The following is a 16,908-nucleotide window of genomic DNA, read 5'->3' as shown; positions in this document are numbered from 1 at the left end:
ATCATTAGATTTCCATCACTTTTATTTTGAGTAGTCCGCCTTTAACCACATTGCCCCGGCGCACTATCAGCTCATCAAACTGTTCGTCATCTACGCAAAATTCACACTTCACCAGGCTATCAATCGTTGCTTTCAAGTAATTATCGATATCCCGTCTTAATCGATTCGGAAAATGAAACGTCACCTCCAGTTTTAACCGTGCTGCTGTTCTGGTTGGCGGTACCAACATGCTGACCAGATCGTGAAAATCTCTTGCCTCATCACTCAACTTGAAACCGCGTCCAGATTTCTTCCAATAGTGGTTTACCGATGGAGGAATAGCCGGCAAATTAAAATCTAAAATGACTTTTTCACCCCCTACGCTATTTCGCTCTAGTTTCGCGTCTACGGCGTTTTGCTCTGCTTCATGTGTCTTTGCTTCAATTTTGTTTTTAAATTGCACTGACGCGCATTCCTTGCGTAAATTGTGCTTGTTCAAGTGAACTTCTAACTGTTTTTCACTCCAACGGGTTCCAGTCATGTACCAGCCTCAAATAATTGTTTAGCTTTTTCGGTTGGCAGGAAGCCTTGTGGGTATTTTTTATCGCCTGTGATGTATCCAAGCCTCTCAAGTGATGCCAGATACTTCTGCACAGTTCTTTTGCTTACGTCTGAAACCACATCATCCAGAACATCCTGCACATAGGTTTTCTTTCTCCGGAACGTGATGAACAAAACGATTTCAATCGTGAGTTCAAACATGTGGCCGTGTGATTGACTGATACTCATGCTGCACCCCCTGTACGTTGATCATTCCAATTGCATTCGACTACGCTTAAACCACCTTGCTGGAAACGTGACCAAAGACGATCACCCAAGTCTTTTTGCAGTTCTTCCAGGGTTAAATTTGAAATCAGCATGGTCGGCTTCATGCGGTCATAGCGTGCATATAAAACTTTGTGCACCAGCTCCCGGCGCTTATCACGGTCATGCAATCCATATTCATCCAGAATTAATAAATCGTATTGAGTGAAATCATGGATCACGGATTTCTCTGTAGCGTCTGGTGCATCCCATGCGTGCATGATTCGTTGTGCCAGATCCTCACTGGTGATGTAGCGTGCATGCTTGCCCTTGTTGAGCAGTGTTCTGGCCGTTGCACAGCTCAGATGGGTTTTCCCTGTACCTGTAGGCCCCACCATCACAAAGTTATTCTTGTCGCCGTTGATCATGTTCTTGGCGAAGGAGACAACCTGATTTAAAGCGTTCTGGTGTCCTGCATGTTTCACCAGGTAATTTTTAAAACCTGACTGAGCATGACGTTCTGGAAGTTGAGCGCCTGCAAAGTGCTTTTCACGTACCTGACGATCCACTTCGGCCTGTGCTTGTGCAAGTTGTGCTTCATGAAACTCTACGGCGCATTTTGGGCACTTGTGATATGGGCCTGCTTGAACCATAGCGACCTGATGCTTGTTGCAGATCTCTTGAACTTTTTTCAGTCCAAACGAAAACGATGACATTGCGTTCATACGAAGTCCTCCGGGATATCCACTTGGAAGTTTTCAACAGGTGCGTGATAAGTTGCCTGATCTTTCCATGCATCATTCACGTTCAGATTTGCGTTAGATTTCTTGCTGGTTTTTGGTTTTTCGGTCTTCGGTTTTGCCGGCTGGTAATTGCGTAACCAGTTCAACCAGGTGGTCATCCATTTTTGAGAAATGCGTTCAGGTTGGCCAACTGACCATTGCGCCAGCTCTTTGAGTTGTTCAAGTACGATGTCTTGTGACAGCTTTGGAAAACTCACAGCTGCTTGAGCCATGAAATCCTGTTTGATTGGGTAGGTCCCAGATAGATCTTTCAGCGTGTACAGCTTTTGATCGTCAGAGTGGTAGTCAATAAAATTCAAAGCACCACGATCCTGAGGAACAAATTCTGATGGCGCTTTATTATTATTTTCTAAAGATTCTATTGGAGTATCTATTGTGTGTCCTGTAACGGGACTAGTAACTGGTTCACTAGCTGTACCATTCTGGTCTTGCTGCGAAACTAGTCCTGTAACTGTACTAGTCTTATTAGTGAACCGATCTTTTAGGGAAATCTCATTTAAACGATAAGATTTCATACCCTGTTTTCCACTGGCAATCACACTAATAACGCCGAGTTTTACAAGCTCTTGAAGCGCAGTTGATACAGTAGTACGACCCATTTTGCGCGCACCAGGTAGATCACCACCTTGTAACTGTGAATAGCTAACAAAATCAGACTCCTTGTTATGTCCGTTAATGCGGTTTTCCAGCTCCGCATAGACGTTACGTGCAGCATCACTAATGAATGGCCACACTTCTTTTCGATACAAGCGACTAGACATAACATAGCCCTGATCGAACTTATCGCTATACATGTTTTTCCCAGCCCCTTGTGCTGGTTGTGAAGGCTTCTTAAACGGAATTACTTGTGCAGTATTCATAGCTTCACAACCTCCCCGATACGTGTTAAATTCAACATTCGTTACATGCCTCATTTACTTTCTGAGTGAATGGCAAAGAAGCTCATCTGGTCGCACAGATGGGCTTTTTTTGTGCCGGTAGGTTTCATCAATGGTTCAGGTGTTAATTCAAAAATAGGCGTGTCTACGGTATCTGTGGTCAGACGCATAAGAGATGCGAGATTATTTAAACGTTCCCGAATTTCAGAAATATTTGATATGCCCAAGCTTCTTATATGCTCAGACAAGGTTTTATTTTCAGATCTGGCAATTGCTTCTAAGTCACGCTTTTCGTCATACGTGCATTTGAACGTGATACTTTCAGTTAATTTTTCAGACATTCTTTCTACCTCACACAGCCTTATCGCGCAGTTCAATCCAAATATCTTGATAGGTGTCTGGAAAAAGTTCTTTTCTTGTCGAAAGACCACGATCTTCAGCAATAACAGCAAGTCGGATTTTTCTTTCAGTGGGGATTTTCTTCCATCCACTCACTGATGGAACTCTGATCCCAAGTAATCGAGCAACGGCAGCTGGTCCACCAAGAGCTTCTATAAGCTGTGCATCATTCATGTTGTTCTCCTAAATAATTATCCAATTATTAGGCATTCCTTATTTTTATTCAATAGGAATACCTAATTTATTTCGTGTTAGGATTTCCTAATGAAAACACTTGCTGAACGTCTTAAATATGCCATGGAAGTTTTACCACCTAAGAAAATTAAGGGGGTCGAACTTGCACGCGCCGTTGGAGTAAAGCCACCATCTGTTAGTGATTGGCTTTCTGGTAAATCGAAAAATATGGAAGGCCCGAACCTGATTCGTGCAGCCCAATTTCTAAAGGTAAATTCAAAATGGTTAGCTACCGGTATCGGCAAACCTACTGATGAAGAAGCAAAAACTGAGTTCAGTAATGTAAGTTTTAACAACCTCCCGATTATGGAAATTCCAGTTTTAGACTATGTTCAGGCCGGCCTTTTTGGGACTGTTGAATATGACGGAATTAATCCTAAAGGTAGGACTTATACGACCTACCAAACTACAAAACCTTCTGAAGTCTTCAGCTTAATTGTTGAAGGAATGAGTATGGCACCTAATTTTTTACCTGGTGATTCACTCGTAATTGATGCATCAATAGCACCACAGCCTGGATCCTTTGTAGTTGCTCAGAACGGATCTTATGAAACCACTTTCAAAAAGTATCGGGTAATTGGATATGATGAATATGGGCGCGAAGAATTTGAGCTAGTTCCATTAAATCCAGACTACCCGACAATATCCTCAAGGGATCATAAAATATCGATCATTGGTGTTATGGTTCGCCATGAGCGAAGTTATAAATAATAGATTTTCATACGAGGATGAGATGATAGAATTTAGAGGAAAGAGATATATTGTAGATTACAAAAGAATATTTATTTTCTTAGGTTTTATCTTCGGAATAGGCTTGGTTTTGGCTATGTCTGAAAAGCCTGTGCAATATTCTCATATAGAGTACTTGCAATTAATCATTTCAAATTCAGGTTTTATTGATTGGTTGATTATTGGGATGCTAGTCTTTTTTGCTTGTAAGACTAGTATTTGGGAAGTTGATAAATAAATTTTATCTGATTTTAAGCCGCTCCCTTGAAGCGGCTTTTTTTACACCTACCGAAAAATAAATCTAAAAAAATTAGGAATACCTATTTACTTATTTATTAGGATTGCCTAATATTTATCTCGTACCCAATAAAAAGCCCGCAGGGACTGGAAATCTAGCGGGCTTGCAAATATGCGAGATAAGTATGAAACAAAATCCTATTCAAAGCAACCTGCCAGAGTTCGGCCAATCAAGCCAAACGTCTGAGCGTTTGTACCAGCACCCAGAACCTAAATCAGTAGCGAAAGAAGTTGCTTCAAATGTCGCTGCTTGGATGCTCCTGTTTTCAATCTTTATGGGTCTTGCCTTAATGGCTGGTTATGCAGCAGATAAAGAATCTGCTTACCAGGCAGAAGCGATTGCGAAGTCCGTAGGGGGTGCGAAGTGAATGCCTATGTTAATCCTACCCGGATTATCCCGATCCGCGCTTCATCACTAGGCGATCTGTTCGATTGCCCTGCACGATGGGAAGCCAAGAATCTTTTAAATAAACGTAATCCAGCTGGTGCACGCACTCGCTTGGGTACCGCAATTCACGAAGCCGTAACCCAATGGGATCACCTGAATCTGATTGGTGAGGAAGTTAGCCTGGAAGAATGCGAAGAAATTTTGCATCACCAGATCTGGCAACCCAATGAAGAAGTGGATTGGTCGGATCTGAATCAGAACGATGCTGAGTCCATTGGCCAGTCATTAATGCACAAGTACATCACCCACATTGCACCTACTCAGAAATTTATCGGTGTAGAAGTACGTTGTGAATCTTTGATTCTTGCTGATCTAGGCATTGAACTTACTGGGACCATCGATCGCATTTATGAAAATGAAGATGGTGAATTAGGTATCTCTGATATCAAAACCGGTAAGGCTGCTGTAGGCAGTGACGGCGTAGTGAAAACCGTTGGCCATGCGCCGCAAATGGGAATTTATACCGTACTTGCTGCACATGCTCTACAGGAACCGGTAACAGCCCCTGCCCGTATTTATGGCCTGACCACTGGCAAAACAGATAAAGGTCAGCACGTGGGTATTGGTGAAATTGAATCACCTGCAGAAGTACTGCTGGGTACTGAAGAAGATCCAGGACTACTGCACCATGCGGCCACAATCATCAAACACGGTACGTTTTACGGTAACTCTAAATCAATGCTCTGCAATGAAAAGTTCTGCCCTGCGTACGCTACCTGCAAATTTCGCAAGTAATTAATTTTTTAAAAAATAAGGAATAACACAATGACTTCTCAAGTAATGACAACTGAACAACTTCGTACTTCTCGCCAAGCTGCTCATGCTGCACCTAAACCGGTTGAAGTGGGCCTTACTTCACTTGAAGGCTTTGAATTAGCACAGCGTATTGCCAAGATGCTTGCAGCCTCAACCATGGTGCCGGAAGTTTACCGCGACACACTAAAAGTCAAAGATGGTAAAGATCAGAACGGCAACTGGTTATATCGTTCAGAACCAAATCCAAACGGCTTGGCCAACTGTGTGATTGCACTCAATATGGCCAATCGTATGGGTGCAGATCCGCTAATGATTATGCAAAACCTTTACATTGTTGAAGGTCGTCCAGCCTGGTCATCTCAGTTTGTTATTGGTGCTATTAATACCTCTGGCAAATATTCACCGCTTCGCTTTGCAATGGAAGATCGTGGTGAAATTGAAGTGACCTATACCACCAAAGAATGGAAGTGGAATCCTCAACAACGTAAGAGCTTGCCAGAAGAAAAAACACATACAGTTAAATTGCGCAACATCGTATGTAAAGCCTGGGCAATTGAAGCCGGTACAGGTGAGCGTCTTGAATCTGCCGAAATCTCTATGGAAATGGCTGTTAAAGAAGGCTGGTACCAGAAGAATGGATCTAAATGGCAAACCATGCCTGAGCAGATGCTTCGCTATCGTGCTGCATCATTCTTTGGCCGGATCTATGCGCCAGAAGTGCTGATGGGTATCCGCACACAAGAAGAAGAACTTGAATCAATCATTGATGTAACGCCTGAGCCAGTGAATACAGCACCGCAAACTTTGGACAGCATTAAGCAGAATGTTGTGAAAGAAGTTGCTGCAGATGCACCTGCAGAAGAAAAACCAAAGCGTGTGACTAAATCCAAAGACGTGAAGCTTATAGAAAAATTTACTGAGAGCTTAAAAAACTGCACCAAAGATTCGGAATTTGCTGATTTACGTATTCAAGTTATTAACGAAGATGGTTTGAATATCGACCAGCAAGAAGATCTTATGAGACAGATCAATGCACGAGCTCAAGAATGTTTGGTTTCAGAATCCAAGTCATCAAATGATGCAGATAACGGCGTAAGCGTTGATGAATTGAAGCGCCTGCAACAAGAAGCTGAAGCACTGGTACAGCAAAAGAAACAGCCGGCACCTGCTGAATTGCGCAGAGCTTACGCCAAAGCATTAAACCAAGCCAAGTCGCTAGCTGAAGTATTGGATATCGAAGAACAGATCGAAAATGACGCTGCCTTAAATCAGGGTGATGCAAAGTATCTAGCAGACAACATTGAGGAAGTACGCGCCAAGTTTGAGGCATCACAAGCGCCAGCTGTAGATCCTCTCAAAAGTGGGTCAGTTAAAAGCGGTCTTATCCTACTGATCTCTGATGCCAAGAACGGTGAAGATCTTCGACAAGTCGCCCAGCAAATGAATGCAGCGAAGCCGAACTTGACCAGTGAGCATCAACAGGAATTACTGCAAGCCTACCAGCAAAAAAAGAAATTGATCGAAGATCAGATGGATATGTTCCCAAATAAATAATACGGATATGGCCACGCCTCCGGGTGTGGTCTACAGGAATAAATTATGAAAGTTATCCCATCAAATTTATTGATTCCGTTTAGAAACTGGCTGGTTAAGAACGGATACCGTGGCGTGAATCGTGGCGACCATCTAACAGCCTGGAAGCCGAAGCACAAACAGATTGAGATCATCGGACTGCAAATGAATAAACCTTGTCAGCCGGTATTTAAAACGTTCTTAGGCCAGTACCTGGAACACGGAAAAGAATTTTTAGAGGAATTGGCGTGATGGATATTCAGGAAATTCAAGAAAAATTTGAAGATTTACTTTTGGCAAACCCTGACTTTGATGAAAGCCTTTTGGAAAAAGATGAAGAAGGTTGTTATTCGGATTCTGATATTCAGCATATGTACAGCATGTTTGAAGCTGGTACGGAAGTTGGTGAGCAATGGCAAGCAGCCAAAGCTCAAGCGGTGCCGGAAAAAGATGCAGTCATCAAGAAGTTGAGTGATCAACTTTATGAGCAAGAAATGAAAACAAGTGATGCCCGTGTTCTCTGTGAAACAGCTTGTGAATTATTGGATAACTATGTACATCAAGACGCAATGGTGATTCTGAATGACTTGGAACAAGCCATGAGCACAGGAGCCAGCCAATGACTGAAATTCAACTAACCAAACTTCAATTGGCGAACTATGTTTGTGATGAGCTGCATAAAGAAATGCCATTTGATCTGATTTTTAATCAGGACGAATTCGTGCCATTTATGGAAATCATTGATGCTTCAAACCTTAATGTTGGATTTTCAGTTAAGAATATCGGTGACAAGATTCATGTCGGTGTAAATAAGGGAAATTCAAACGGTATATATCAGGCATTGAGCAGCTACATCGCTCAGCATCAGAAGCCGGAAAACTGCATCGATCAATTTATTGCTAGTGGTGAATTTGATAAGGCTTTTAAGGATGTGTTTGGTTTACCGGAATCTGTGGTGAAAAGTTTAAAGGAGGTGTCTTGATGGTTTTATATATCTCAACGCCTGAGTTACTAAAGCGTTATGGGGTAACAAAAGGCACTTTGATCAACTGGCGCAATAAAAAGGATTTTCCTGAACCAGTGATCAAAGCACATGGGCGCTCAAGCAGCCGTTACGGAATCAAAGCCGTGGATGCCTGGGAAAGAGACAACGGATTGCTTGAATCACTTGAAATACAGCCTTTGATATCAAAGCGCTCGTAATTGTCCAATATGGCGCAGAGCTTGAAGAACCACTTTTCATATGCCTGCGCCTGATCATCTAAATATTCGTGTAAATCATAAGTTCCCCATACTGCAGGTAAACCATGGCCAAGCATAATTTCACAGATATGCGGTGGTGCCAGTTCTGATATATGGGTTCTCATCGTTCTTCGCAAATCATGTGTGGTCCAGTGCTGGATCTGCACACCAAAACGTTTACGCACATTCTCATTCACATATACAGGTATAGTGGTCTGAAAGCTTTTGGCCAGCATGGTATAGGCTTTGCCTTTTAAATTCGGGAAAGCGTATTCACAACTATCAGGTGATAGTGAAAACACATATTTTAAAAATGGCACAATTTGCGGAATGATGGGCCGAATAATAGGCTTATGGGTACGATCCCCCATCTTGTGGTTCTCTGGCGGTACATGCCAGATCATTTCCTGAAAATCAAAGTCAGACTTCTTGGCCAGCCTTAATTCTGATACACGACAACCGAAAAACAGCAGCATGATAATAATGGCTTTGTTTTTTGGTGATATGGCATTGGATCTCAATGAAGCATGCACCACCCAGAATATTTCCTGCTCTGAAAGATAGCGTGAGCGCTTCACTTTCTTTACGTTTAGATCTGCTGCTCTCAAGTGCTGAATAGGCTGATGCTGCAATTTTCCGTGAATGCATCCCCAGCGCATGATCATTCTTAAATTGCCCAGCACCTTGATCGATACGGTTTTAGCATCCGCAGCAATATCAAAGAGCAATTGCGACCACTCCTGCAGCGACACATCATCACAGATCCGTCTACCTATACGCGGATAAACGTGCAATTCAAAGGCTCGATAATCATCCTTGTATGAGACTTTATGAATGGCCACCGTATTAAACCAAAGGTCACAAATATCTTTGACTGTAAGCTGTTTCAGATAGTCGCTTTCCCCTTTCAGTTTGAGCTGCATCGGATCCTTGCCCTGGTCTAACTCAGCTTTATATTTATGCACCTGTATCCGGGCATCTTTTAAACTGAGTAAGGGATAAGTCCCTAAGTCCAGTCTTTTCGCCTTGCCGCCAAAACGATAGCGATATTGAAAGACGATTTTGCCTTTAGGTGTAATTCGCACTGACAGACCATCACGATCTGTCACCACCTCAACTTTTTCACGCGGTTTCCCATTGTTGGATTTGAGCCAACTATCACTTAAAGCCATTTAAATTTTCCAGTCCAAATGTTCTATACTCTGTACATATTCAGGCAGAGCGAAATTATGTACACACATATGTACATATTTTTTCTTGAAAGGTAAATGACTTTGTTGAACTTTGAAATTATTTGATTGTCGTTAATAAACGCGAAAATTGATTAATTCTATTGAATCTAAAGCTTTTCTATATGCTTTGTTGAACTTTGAAAAACTTTGGAGAATCTTGAATGCAAAAGCCGACTATAATTTTCGATATGGATGGTACTTTACTTGACCTTGCCTACGATGATTTTATCTGGAACGAGTTATTGCCTGTACGTTATGCAGCAACTCATGGCTGTAGCCTGGAACAAAGCCAAGCGATACTCTTTGCATTTTATCAGCAACATAATCACACTTTAAACTGGTACTCCTCGCGCTTCTGGACGGCGAAAGTCGGAGTTGATGTTTTGGCCATGCAAATTGAACATAAAGATAAAGTCGCTTTACGCCCTCACTGTCTTGAATTACTGGATTATCTCAAAAATAACGGCTATCCCATCTGGCTGGCCACCAACGCTGACTGTGCCGGTCTAGCTTTCAAACTGGATCACTTGAATTTAAGAGATTATTTTGATGTGATTGTCAGCTCAGAAACGATTGGGCATGCCAAAGAATTTGTCGAATTCTGGCAAGGCCTGAATGCACTGCATCCATTTGATCCTACACATGCTTATTTTATTGATGATACTGAAAAAGTCCTGAATGGCGCCAAAACCTATGGCATTCAGAATCTGTTGAGCATCCAGCAACCCTCTTCAGCCAAAGTCGCACGCGAGACTTGCAATTACCCGATGCTGGACCAATTAACAGATTTAATCACTCATTTAAATCAGGCTGAGGTAGAAATAAAATATGCGTAAATCGTCTTTACCCGAAGATGCGGTAGGCATGCGTATAGACAAATGGCTATGGGCAGCACGGTTTTTCAAGACCCGTTCGATTGCCAAACATGCGATTGAAGGCGGTAAAGTTCATCACAATGGTGAACGAGTCAAGGTATCGCGCGAAATCCGCGTCGGTATGGAACTGACGATTCAGCAAGGTATCGACAAAAAAACCGTGCTGGTTAAGGAGCTTTCTGATGTTCGTGGCCCTGCACCGGTGGCACAAAAACTGTATGAAGAAACCGAAGTCAGTATTGCACGTCGGGAATTGATTACATCACAAAGAAAGTTGCATAATCTAGCTCGTCCCGACCATCGTCCAAGTAAGAAAGATCGTCGTGACATCAGTAAATTTAAAAATGAAAATAGTCAGAATTTTGATGAGTCATGGTCCTATAATGACGATTAAATTTAAGCGTCAGAATATGTCGTACATGCGCTGACTTTTATAGAACACTAGGGAAAATTCTGTCACTATACACCTGTGGAACAAAGCTCTAATTTAAGACATCCACTTGAGTACTAACTTAGTGACATCGTATTGAGGTTGTAAGATGGATGAGAATAAAAACAAGGCGCTCAATGCTGCCTTAACCCAGATTGAAAAACAGTTTGGTAAAAATACAGTTATGCGTCTTGGTGACAATACCGTTCAGGCAGTTGAAGCTGTGTCTACAGGTTCTTTAACGCTGGATATTGCACTCGGTATTGGTGGTTTACCTAAAGGTCGTATCGTCGAGATCTATGGTCCTGAATCTTCAGGTAAAACCACAATGACCCTGCAAGCAATTGCAGAGTGTCAGAAAGCAGGCGGTACATGTGCATTCATCGATGCGGAACACGCACTTGATCCTCAATATGCACGTAAACTGGGTGTAGATATCGACAACCTGCTAGTATCGCAACCCGATCACGGTGAACAGGCACTTGAAATCGCAGACATGCTGGTGCGTTCTGGCGCGATCGACATGATCGTTGTCGATTCCGTGGCTGCCTTGACTCCGCGCGCTGAAATTGAAGGCGAAATGGGTGACTCGCATATGGGTCTGCAAGCCCGCTTGATGAGCCAGGCACTGCGTAAAATTACCGGTAATGCCAAACGCTCAAACTGCATGGTGATCTTCATTAACCAGATTCGTATGAAGATTGGTGTCATGTTTGGTAGCCCTGAAACCACAACTGGTGGTAACGCACTGAAGTTCTATGCATCTGTACGTTTGGATATCCGTCGTATCGGTCAGGTGAAAGAAGGCGACGAAATTGTTGGTTCTGAAACCAAAGTCAAAGTTGTGAAGAACAAAATGGCGCCTCCGTTCAAGGAAGCACTATTCCAGATTCTTTACGGTAAAGGTGTTAACCATCTAGGTGAATTGATCGACCTTGCTGTACAGCAAGAAATCGTGCAGAAAGCCGGTGCGTGGTATTCATATCAAGGCGAAAAAATTGGCCAAGGTAAGAACAACACCATCCGTTATCTGGAAGAGCATAAAGAAATGGCTCAGACGATTGAAAAACTGATTCGCGACCAGCTTCTGACTAAAGCAGTGGTTGTTGAAGAAGACAATAGCAAGGAAGAGCCCGACTTTTTAGATGCGTGATCTTATTAGATGCATCATCTATAAACGTCAAGACACAGCGCCCTACGGGGCGTTTTGTTATTATATATGGAATGTAAAATCCGAGAGAATCATGTCAGACGCGAAATTTAGCAAACTGCTCGATTATGAAACTTTAAAACAGCAGTTTGGCGATGCTGAAGATCATACTCAACCTGCAAAAACAGCACTGCAAGACACTCCTGAATCTGATCCAGAGGAACGCCTGTTTTCTTCCTCATCAGCCAAAGATAAAAAAAAACCAGGACTGACTGGCTCACGTTTACGTTCTTATGCTTTTGCGGTACTGACGCGCAAGGAATATTCCAAAGCTGAACTGATAGAGAAACTCGCCCTCTATGCAGAGCATCATGATGAAGTTATTAACCTGGTTGAAGAGCTGTCCCGCGAGAACTATCAAAGTGATCAGCGCGTGGCGGAAACCATGTTGTCGAGTCAAAAGCGTAAAGGCAAAGGCCCCAATCAAATTAAAATGAAACTCAAGAGTAAAAAGATTGATGCCGCGCTTATTTCGGAAGAACTCAAGGAAACCGACTGGGTACAGCAGGCCTACGAGCTAAAAGTCAAAAAATATGGAATAGAAGTCACTAAAGATCCTAAGCTCAAAGCCAAACAGATCCGTTTCCTGATGTATCGTGGTTTTGAAATGGATGCGATTATCAAGGCAATTAACCGTAAAGCAGAAGATTAACTCTTATCTTTTTTTTGAAAGCCTTAATGAATTAAATATTTAATCCCATATAGTTGAGAAAATAAAGTAAAGCACAATATAAACTAATAATGATTTAATCATTAAACTAATAAGATAATGCTGTGTGAGGATATTGAAAAAGGAATGATATGTGAAAATATAAAACTGCGAAGTCGCATTGTTATTATAATAAGAATATGGTGGCAACCCTACCAGCAAAGCTCCGGCACATCATAGTTCTACTACCGTTGCTACCTTCCGGTCCTGGCGGGGTTCATAGAGTACAATTGCGAAGTAACCAGCAGGGCTACCATTACAAAAACAGAGTATAGAGATTTTTAATCAAGTTGCAAGCCTTGTTTCTTAAAATACCCCTTTCAGCTATCCGTTTGATTATTTTAAAAACAATATCGATATTTCTGCAGCTTTGGGAGCAATCTTCACAATCAATCCATCAATACTCAGATTCACATGATCTTTGTAAAACCTTGTTGCATTTTCTAAAAATGCCGTTTTTAATGTGTGCAACGTATATCAATGATCTATCTTGAAAAGATGAGTAGCGGATCCGCATCTCACAAAGAATTATGGAAATTTTATGATGCTTAAAAAGACCGTATTGTGTGCAGTGACAGCACTCTTTACCATTCCTCTATTTGCCAATATTCCTATTGAATCGCGTGGCTTGAGTCAAACCAGCAACCAGACTGCAGTCAATACCCCAGCCGCAATCCCTGCTGGCGCAGCTCCAGCCGTTCAAACCAATACCAGCTGGCAAATCATGCAAAAGAACCAGCAGCTCGAGAATGATCTGCGGATTTTGCGCGGTAAAATAGAGGAACAGGAAAATGAGATTGCGCAGCTTAAAAATGAACTGAACAATCGTTATGCCGATCTCGATCAGCGCCTAGAACTGTTACAGCAAAAAATTGAACCTGCTGAAGACAATCCAACGGAGGAAAACCCACAGGATACTGCACCCAGCCTAAGCGCAAATAAGGTCAATACAGCAAGCAGCGGACAGCAACCTGCTGAGCTGGAAAAAGCAGCTTATACCGTGGCTTTAGATGCTTATAAAAATGGCGGTGCAGCCAAAGCCATTGCACCCATGCAAAACTTTATTAAAAACAATCCGAATAGCGTTTATATCAGCAATGCTTATTTCTGGTTAGCAGAATTCAATCTGGCGATCGACCCGCCAAAATTTGCTGAAGCGAAACGAAATTATCTGATTGTAGTGGACCGCTATCCAAATTCGGCAAAAGCCTCTACTGCCCTGTATCAGCTTTATAACATCAGCAAAGATGTCGAAAAGAATGCTACGCTTGCATCGCAATATAAAACAAAGTTATTGAAGAATTATCCGAAAGCAGAGGAAATAAAATTTCTTAAGTAAAATAGAAAGTTCTAAAACAAAAAAAGACACCATGAAGGTGTCTTTTTTTAATTCTGTCATTTAGCGCACGATGCCACGCTTAGACTGCTCAAGTGAATCAATCAGACGTTGTGCTTCAGGAACTTCTGGAAGAATTTCGCCACGGATTTTCTCAACCGCTTCCTGAGTGGTTAATCCCGATTTATAAATCAGCTTAAAGGATTCACGCAAACCGTTAATGGTATCTTTCGACCAGCCTTTACGACGCATACCTTCGACATTCATGGCAAATGCATGCGCCGGATTGCCTGAAACCATGACATAAGCCGGGACATCTTTTAGAATTAATGATGCACCCCCAATCATGCTATAAGAGTCAATCTTGCAGAACTGATGGATTCCAGAGTTACCGCCAATGACGACGTAATCACCTATATGCACATGACCAGCCACACCGACATTGTTGGCGAAAATATTATAATCACCGACCATACAGTCATGAGCAATATGCGTATTCACCATGAGCAGATTATGACTGCCAATCTTGGTTATACCTTGATCCTGGACCGTACCACGATGCAGACTGCAATGCTCGCGAATCTTGTTATGATCACCAATTTCCAGCCAGGTTTCTTCACCTGCGTATTTTAGATCCTGACAAACTTCGCCCACACTGGCAAACTGGAAAATTTCGTTATATTCACCTATACGCGTATAGCCTCCCACCACGACATGTGAATGAAGTTTGCTACCCGCCCCAATAGTGACATTTGGCCCAACAATACAATAAGGACCAATTTCTACACCGGCAGCAATGACTGCTGATGAATCAATAATGGCAGTTGGATGAATCAGGGGATTATTGCTCATGCCTGCTCGACTTTCTGATGCGAAACCATAATTTCCGCGGTTGTTGCGACGACGCCATCTACTGTGGCAGTACAATTATATTTGTAAATGCCGCGTTTATGCATCACTAATTCAGATTTTAAAACCAATTGGTCACCTGCAACCACCTGTTTTTTAAATCTAACCCTCTCCGCACCCGCAAACAGGAACAATGAACCCTCGCTTGGAACTTCATTATTCATCACAAAGCCCAGGATTCCAGAAATTTGAGCCAATGCCTCTACAATCAGCACACCCGGCATGATGGGATAATTCGGGAAATGGCCTTGCAGAAACTCTTCATTAATTGAGACATTCTTATAACCAACAATGCCATTTTCGGTAATCTCAACAACGCGATCAACCAGTAAAAATGGATAACGATGGGGCAAATATTCACGAATCTTTTGAATATTCATTGGCAATTCAGGCTTCGTGAATGTAGGCAAATTCGACTCTATCATCATAATTATTTACGCAACTTAAATGTTGATTCAATGGACTCAATTTGAGATTGCATATGATCTAATCGTTTTACCAATTGGGTCAATGGCACATCTGCTAATTGTCTTAAACGAACCACCGTGCGTTTCCATTGCTGATTTGGCAGCAATCCCATACCTGAAGAATATGTGCCCGCTTCAGTAATGTTATTTGTCACCATTGACATTCCAGTTAATGTCACATTATCGACTATATCTAGATGTCCTGATACACCACAAGCACCTGCCAGAATACAGTTTTTGCCAATTGTGGTACTACCTGCAATACCGCATTTAGCCGCAATAGCAGTATTAGCACCAATCTTGACGTTATGGGCGATTTGCACAAGATTATCAATAATGACGCCTTGATCCAAAATCGTGTCATCCAAGGCACCGCGATCGATACTACAGTTTGAACCAATCCTAACATCATCAGCAATGCGCACCGAACCCAACTGGGCAATACGATGCCATTTACCTTGATAAGGAGCAAAACCAAAACCTTCACTGCCAATCACGCTATTGGCATGAATGCGAACACGATTTCCGATTTTGGTTTCACCGGTCAATGTGACATGTGCATCAATAAAACAGTCATTACCAATTTCAACCTGATTATCTATTTGGACATGCGACTGAATAATCGTGTTTTCACCCACTACGCAGTTCTCGCCAATTACCACATAATGTCCAATATAGGCACTGTCAGCAATGATGGCAGATGGATGAATTTGTGCAGTACTCTCAATGCCCCGATTCGTATGCTTTTTCTCAAAAACGTGAGTCAGAATAGCAAAAGCCAGGTAAGGATTGGCCACTATAATAAAGTTGTGCTTGGACCTTAGCTGCTCTTTTAATTCAGCAGTTACAATCAAAGCGCCCGCCTGACTCTGAGCAGCCTGTTCCAGATATTTATCTGCATTAACAAATGCCAGGTCTTGAGAAGTTGCCTTTTCAAGACTTGCCAGACCTCTCAAACACAAATCTGCCTGACCTGCGTACTCGCCTTGTACAAGACGAGCGAGATCAGCTAACTGAAGTTTTTGATGATTCATTGATTACTTAATTGCATTAACCTTTTGAATCATTTTATCAGTTAAATCATATTTAGCGTCATAAGCAAGTGCTGAATTTTTATTTAAAATCCCATCCAGGTTATTTTCTTTGCGCAGCTGCTCAGCAACTAACTTGACACGTGCATCAAATATGGTGCGAATCTGTTTAATTGAACCCTGAACACTACTCTGCACAGATTGCTGGAGCTGGTTTAATTCCTGAAACTTGGTTTGATACTGGGCAGACATTTGCTGTTTTTCTGCATCAGTCAATTTGGTATTTGACTGAGCGCGTTGCTGTAAAGCTTCTAGTTCTTTACTGAGCTGCTCAATCTTGGTCGTTTGCGGCTGAATTTTTTGCTGGAATATCGAATTTTGTTGTTTCAGGTATGTACTGCCTTCAACCACTCGTTCCAGATCAATTACCCCAATACTGGCCGCTTGAGTTATAGGAGCAATATTCGCTAAAGCCAGGCTCATCGCCATAATCATTTTTTTCATATTCTTACTCATTCAAAAAAATTTGCTCACAAAGTTTTTAAACCTCATGAGCAAAATCTACCTT

The 16,908-nt window shown here is 42.1% G+C and carries 25 protein-coding genes and 1 other RNA gene; 14 read left to right on the top strand and 12 right to left on the bottom strand.

The genetic code is table 11. The annotated features are described in order from the left end of the window. Positions 1-4: 4 nt before the first annotated feature. From AY605_RS08750 to AY605_RS08725, 6 genes are all read right to left on the bottom strand, one after another. The gene (locus AY605_RS08750) at positions 5-520 is read right to left on the bottom strand and encodes a RusA family crossover junction endodeoxyribonuclease (protein ID WP_064096027.1); all 516 of its coding nucleotides are present in this window, start codon (positions 518-520) and stop codon (positions 5-7) included. Continuing rightward, positions 517-768 (bottom strand): hypothetical protein, encoded by a 252-nt coding sequence (locus AY605_RS08745; protein WP_064096026.1) that lies wholly within the window; start codon positions 766-768, stop codon positions 517-519. Before AY605_RS08745 ends, AY605_RS08750 begins: the two co-directional genes overlap by 4 nt. Next, positions 765-1,508 (bottom strand): ATP-binding protein, encoded by a 744-nt coding sequence (locus tag AY605_RS08740; protein ID WP_064096025.1) that lies wholly within the window; start codon positions 1,506-1,508, stop codon positions 765-767. Before AY605_RS08740 ends, AY605_RS08745 begins: the two co-directional genes overlap by 4 nt. Next, the gene (locus tag AY605_RS08735) at positions 1,505-2,347 is read right to left on the bottom strand and encodes a helix-turn-helix domain-containing protein (RefSeq protein ID WP_228138650.1); all 843 of its coding nucleotides are present in this window, start codon (positions 2,345-2,347) and stop codon (positions 1,505-1,507) included. The genes AY605_RS08740 and AY605_RS08735 overlap by 4 nt, the downstream gene beginning before the upstream one ends. Before the next feature lie 149 nt (positions 2,348-2,496). Next, positions 2,497-2,805: a hypothetical protein gene (locus AY605_RS08730; protein ID WP_064096024.1), complete on the bottom strand. Its 309-nt coding sequence runs from the start codon at positions 2,803-2,805 to the stop codon at positions 2,497-2,499. A gap of 10 nt (positions 2,806-2,815) precedes the next feature. Continuing rightward, a complete protein-coding gene (locus tag AY605_RS08725; RefSeq protein WP_064096023.1) occupies positions 2,816-3,037 on the bottom strand; it encodes a Cro/CI family transcriptional regulator in 222 nt (73 codons plus the stop codon). A gap of 90 nt (positions 3,038-3,127) precedes the next feature. On the opposite strand from AY605_RS08725, the gene AY605_RS08720 reads away from it, so the two are divergent. The 9 genes from AY605_RS08720 (at position 3,128) to AY605_RS15270 (ending at position 8,102) form a co-directional block, all read left to right on the top strand. Further along, entirely contained in the window at positions 3,128-3,808 is a 681-nt protein-coding gene (locus AY605_RS08720; RefSeq protein WP_064096022.1) for a LexA family protein, read from the top strand. Further along, on the top strand, positions 3,789-4,064 hold the full coding sequence (locus AY605_RS08715) for a hypothetical protein (protein ID WP_064096021.1): 276 nt from the start codon (positions 3,789-3,791) through the stop codon (positions 4,062-4,064). The genes AY605_RS08720 and AY605_RS08715 overlap by 20 nt, the downstream gene beginning before the upstream one ends. Before the next feature lie 184 nt (positions 4,065-4,248). After that, the gene (locus AY605_RS08710; protein ID WP_064096020.1) at positions 4,249-4,491 is read left to right on the top strand and encodes a hypothetical protein; all 243 of its coding nucleotides are present in this window, start codon (positions 4,249-4,251) and stop codon (positions 4,489-4,491) included. After that, complete coding sequence (locus AY605_RS08705; protein ID WP_064096019.1) at positions 4,488-5,306, top strand: PD-(D/E)XK nuclease family protein; 819 nt, start codon at positions 4,488-4,490, stop codon at positions 5,304-5,306. Before AY605_RS08710 ends, AY605_RS08705 begins: the two co-directional genes overlap by 4 nt. 30 nt (positions 5,307-5,336) lie before the next feature. Beyond that, positions 5,337-6,881: a recombinase RecT gene (locus AY605_RS08700; RefSeq protein ID WP_064096018.1), complete on the top strand. Its 1,545-nt coding sequence runs from the start codon at positions 5,337-5,339 to the stop codon at positions 6,879-6,881. A 45-nt stretch (positions 6,882-6,926) separates the two neighbouring features. After that, entirely contained in the window at positions 6,927-7,151 is a 225-nt protein-coding gene (locus AY605_RS08695) for a hypothetical protein (RefSeq protein WP_064096017.1), read from the top strand. After that, positions 7,151-7,522 carry a hypothetical protein gene (locus AY605_RS08690; protein WP_064096016.1) on the top strand — a complete coding sequence of 124 codons (372 nt, stop codon included), beginning with the start codon at positions 7,151-7,153 and terminating at the stop codon, positions 7,520-7,522. Before AY605_RS08695 ends, AY605_RS08690 begins: the two co-directional genes overlap by 1 nt. After that, positions 7,519-7,881, top strand: a complete 363-nt coding sequence (locus AY605_RS08685) for a hypothetical protein (protein ID WP_064096015.1) — start codon at positions 7,519-7,521, stop codon at positions 7,879-7,881. The genes AY605_RS08690 and AY605_RS08685 overlap by 4 nt, the downstream gene beginning before the upstream one ends. After that, positions 7,881-8,102 carry a hypothetical protein gene (locus tag AY605_RS15270; RefSeq protein ID WP_005251506.1) on the top strand — a complete coding sequence of 74 codons (222 nt, stop codon included), beginning with the start codon at positions 7,881-7,883 and terminating at the stop codon, positions 8,100-8,102. The genes AY605_RS08685 and AY605_RS15270 overlap by 1 nt, the downstream gene beginning before the upstream one ends. Here AY605_RS15270 and AY605_RS08680 read toward each other — a convergent pair. Then, positions 8,012-9,313 carry a tyrosine-type recombinase/integrase gene (locus AY605_RS08680; RefSeq protein ID WP_064096014.1) on the bottom strand — a complete coding sequence of 434 codons (1,302 nt, stop codon included), beginning with the start codon at positions 9,311-9,313 and terminating at the stop codon, positions 8,012-8,014. The two genes, AY605_RS15270 and AY605_RS08680, sit on opposite strands and share 91 nt — an antisense overlap. A gap of 221 nt (positions 9,314-9,534) precedes the next feature. On the opposite strand from AY605_RS08680, the gene AY605_RS08675 reads away from it, so the two are divergent. From AY605_RS08675 to AY605_RS08660, 4 genes are all read left to right on the top strand, one after another. Next, the gene (locus tag AY605_RS08675; protein ID WP_064096013.1) at positions 9,535-10,209 is read left to right on the top strand and encodes an HAD-IA family hydrolase; all 675 of its coding nucleotides are present in this window, start codon (positions 9,535-9,537) and stop codon (positions 10,207-10,209) included. Next, entirely contained in the window at positions 10,202-10,642 is a 441-nt protein-coding gene (locus AY605_RS08670; protein ID WP_064096012.1) for an RNA-binding S4 domain-containing protein, read from the top strand. Before AY605_RS08675 ends, AY605_RS08670 begins: the two co-directional genes overlap by 8 nt. A gap of 145 nt (positions 10,643-10,787) precedes the next feature. Beyond that, complete coding sequence (gene recA, locus AY605_RS08665; RefSeq protein WP_064096011.1) at positions 10,788-11,831, top strand: recombinase RecA; 1,044 nt, start codon at positions 10,788-10,790, stop codon at positions 11,829-11,831. A gap of 91 nt (positions 11,832-11,922) precedes the next feature. After that, entirely contained in the window at positions 11,923-12,540 is a 618-nt protein-coding gene (locus AY605_RS08660) for a regulatory protein RecX (protein ID WP_064096010.1), read from the top strand. A gap of 207 nt (positions 12,541-12,747) precedes the next feature. Here the strand turns inward: AY605_RS08660 and ffs are convergent. Next, positions 12,748-12,844, bottom strand: an RNA gene (ffs, locus tag AY605_RS08655) — signal recognition particle sRNA small type. A gap of 294 nt (positions 12,845-13,138) precedes the next feature. Here ffs and AY605_RS08650 point away from each other — a divergent pair. Beyond that, complete coding sequence (locus tag AY605_RS08650) at positions 13,139-13,936, top strand: YbgF trimerization domain-containing protein (RefSeq protein ID WP_064096009.1); 798 nt, start codon at positions 13,139-13,141, stop codon at positions 13,934-13,936. Positions 13,937-13,996: 60 nt separating this feature from the next. On the opposite strand, the gene lpxA is transcribed toward AY605_RS08650, so the two are convergent. Genes lpxA through AY605_RS08630 form a run of 4 tightly spaced genes read right to left on the bottom strand, consistent with a single transcriptional unit; the run spans position 13,997 to position 16,844 of the window. Continuing rightward, on the bottom strand, positions 13,997-14,785 hold the full coding sequence (lpxA, locus tag AY605_RS08645; protein ID WP_064096008.1) for an acyl-ACP--UDP-N-acetylglucosamine O-acyltransferase: 789 nt from the start codon (positions 14,783-14,785) through the stop codon (positions 13,997-13,999). Then, a complete protein-coding gene (gene fabZ / locus AY605_RS08640; protein WP_171254947.1) occupies positions 14,782-15,267 on the bottom strand; it encodes a 3-hydroxyacyl-ACP dehydratase FabZ in 486 nt (161 codons plus the stop codon). Before fabZ ends, lpxA begins: the two co-directional genes overlap by 4 nt. A gap of 5 nt (positions 15,268-15,272) precedes the next feature. Next, positions 15,273-16,343, bottom strand: coding sequence for a UDP-3-O-(3-hydroxymyristoyl)glucosamine N-acyltransferase (gene lpxD / locus AY605_RS08635; protein WP_064096006.1), 1,071 nt, complete (start codon positions 16,341-16,343; stop codon positions 15,273-15,275). A 3-nt stretch (positions 16,344-16,346) separates the two neighbouring features. Next, a complete protein-coding gene (locus tag AY605_RS08630) occupies positions 16,347-16,844 on the bottom strand; it encodes an OmpH family outer membrane protein (protein ID WP_064096005.1) in 498 nt (165 codons plus the stop codon). Positions 16,845-16,908 lie beyond the last annotated feature (64 nt).

Source organism: Acinetobacter sp. SFD, from assembly GCF_001647575.1.
In the GTDB taxonomy this organism is placed as follows: domain Bacteria; phylum Pseudomonadota; class Gammaproteobacteria; order Pseudomonadales; family Moraxellaceae; genus Acinetobacter; species Acinetobacter pecorum.
This window is presented reverse-complemented; position numbering and strand designations above follow the sequence as displayed.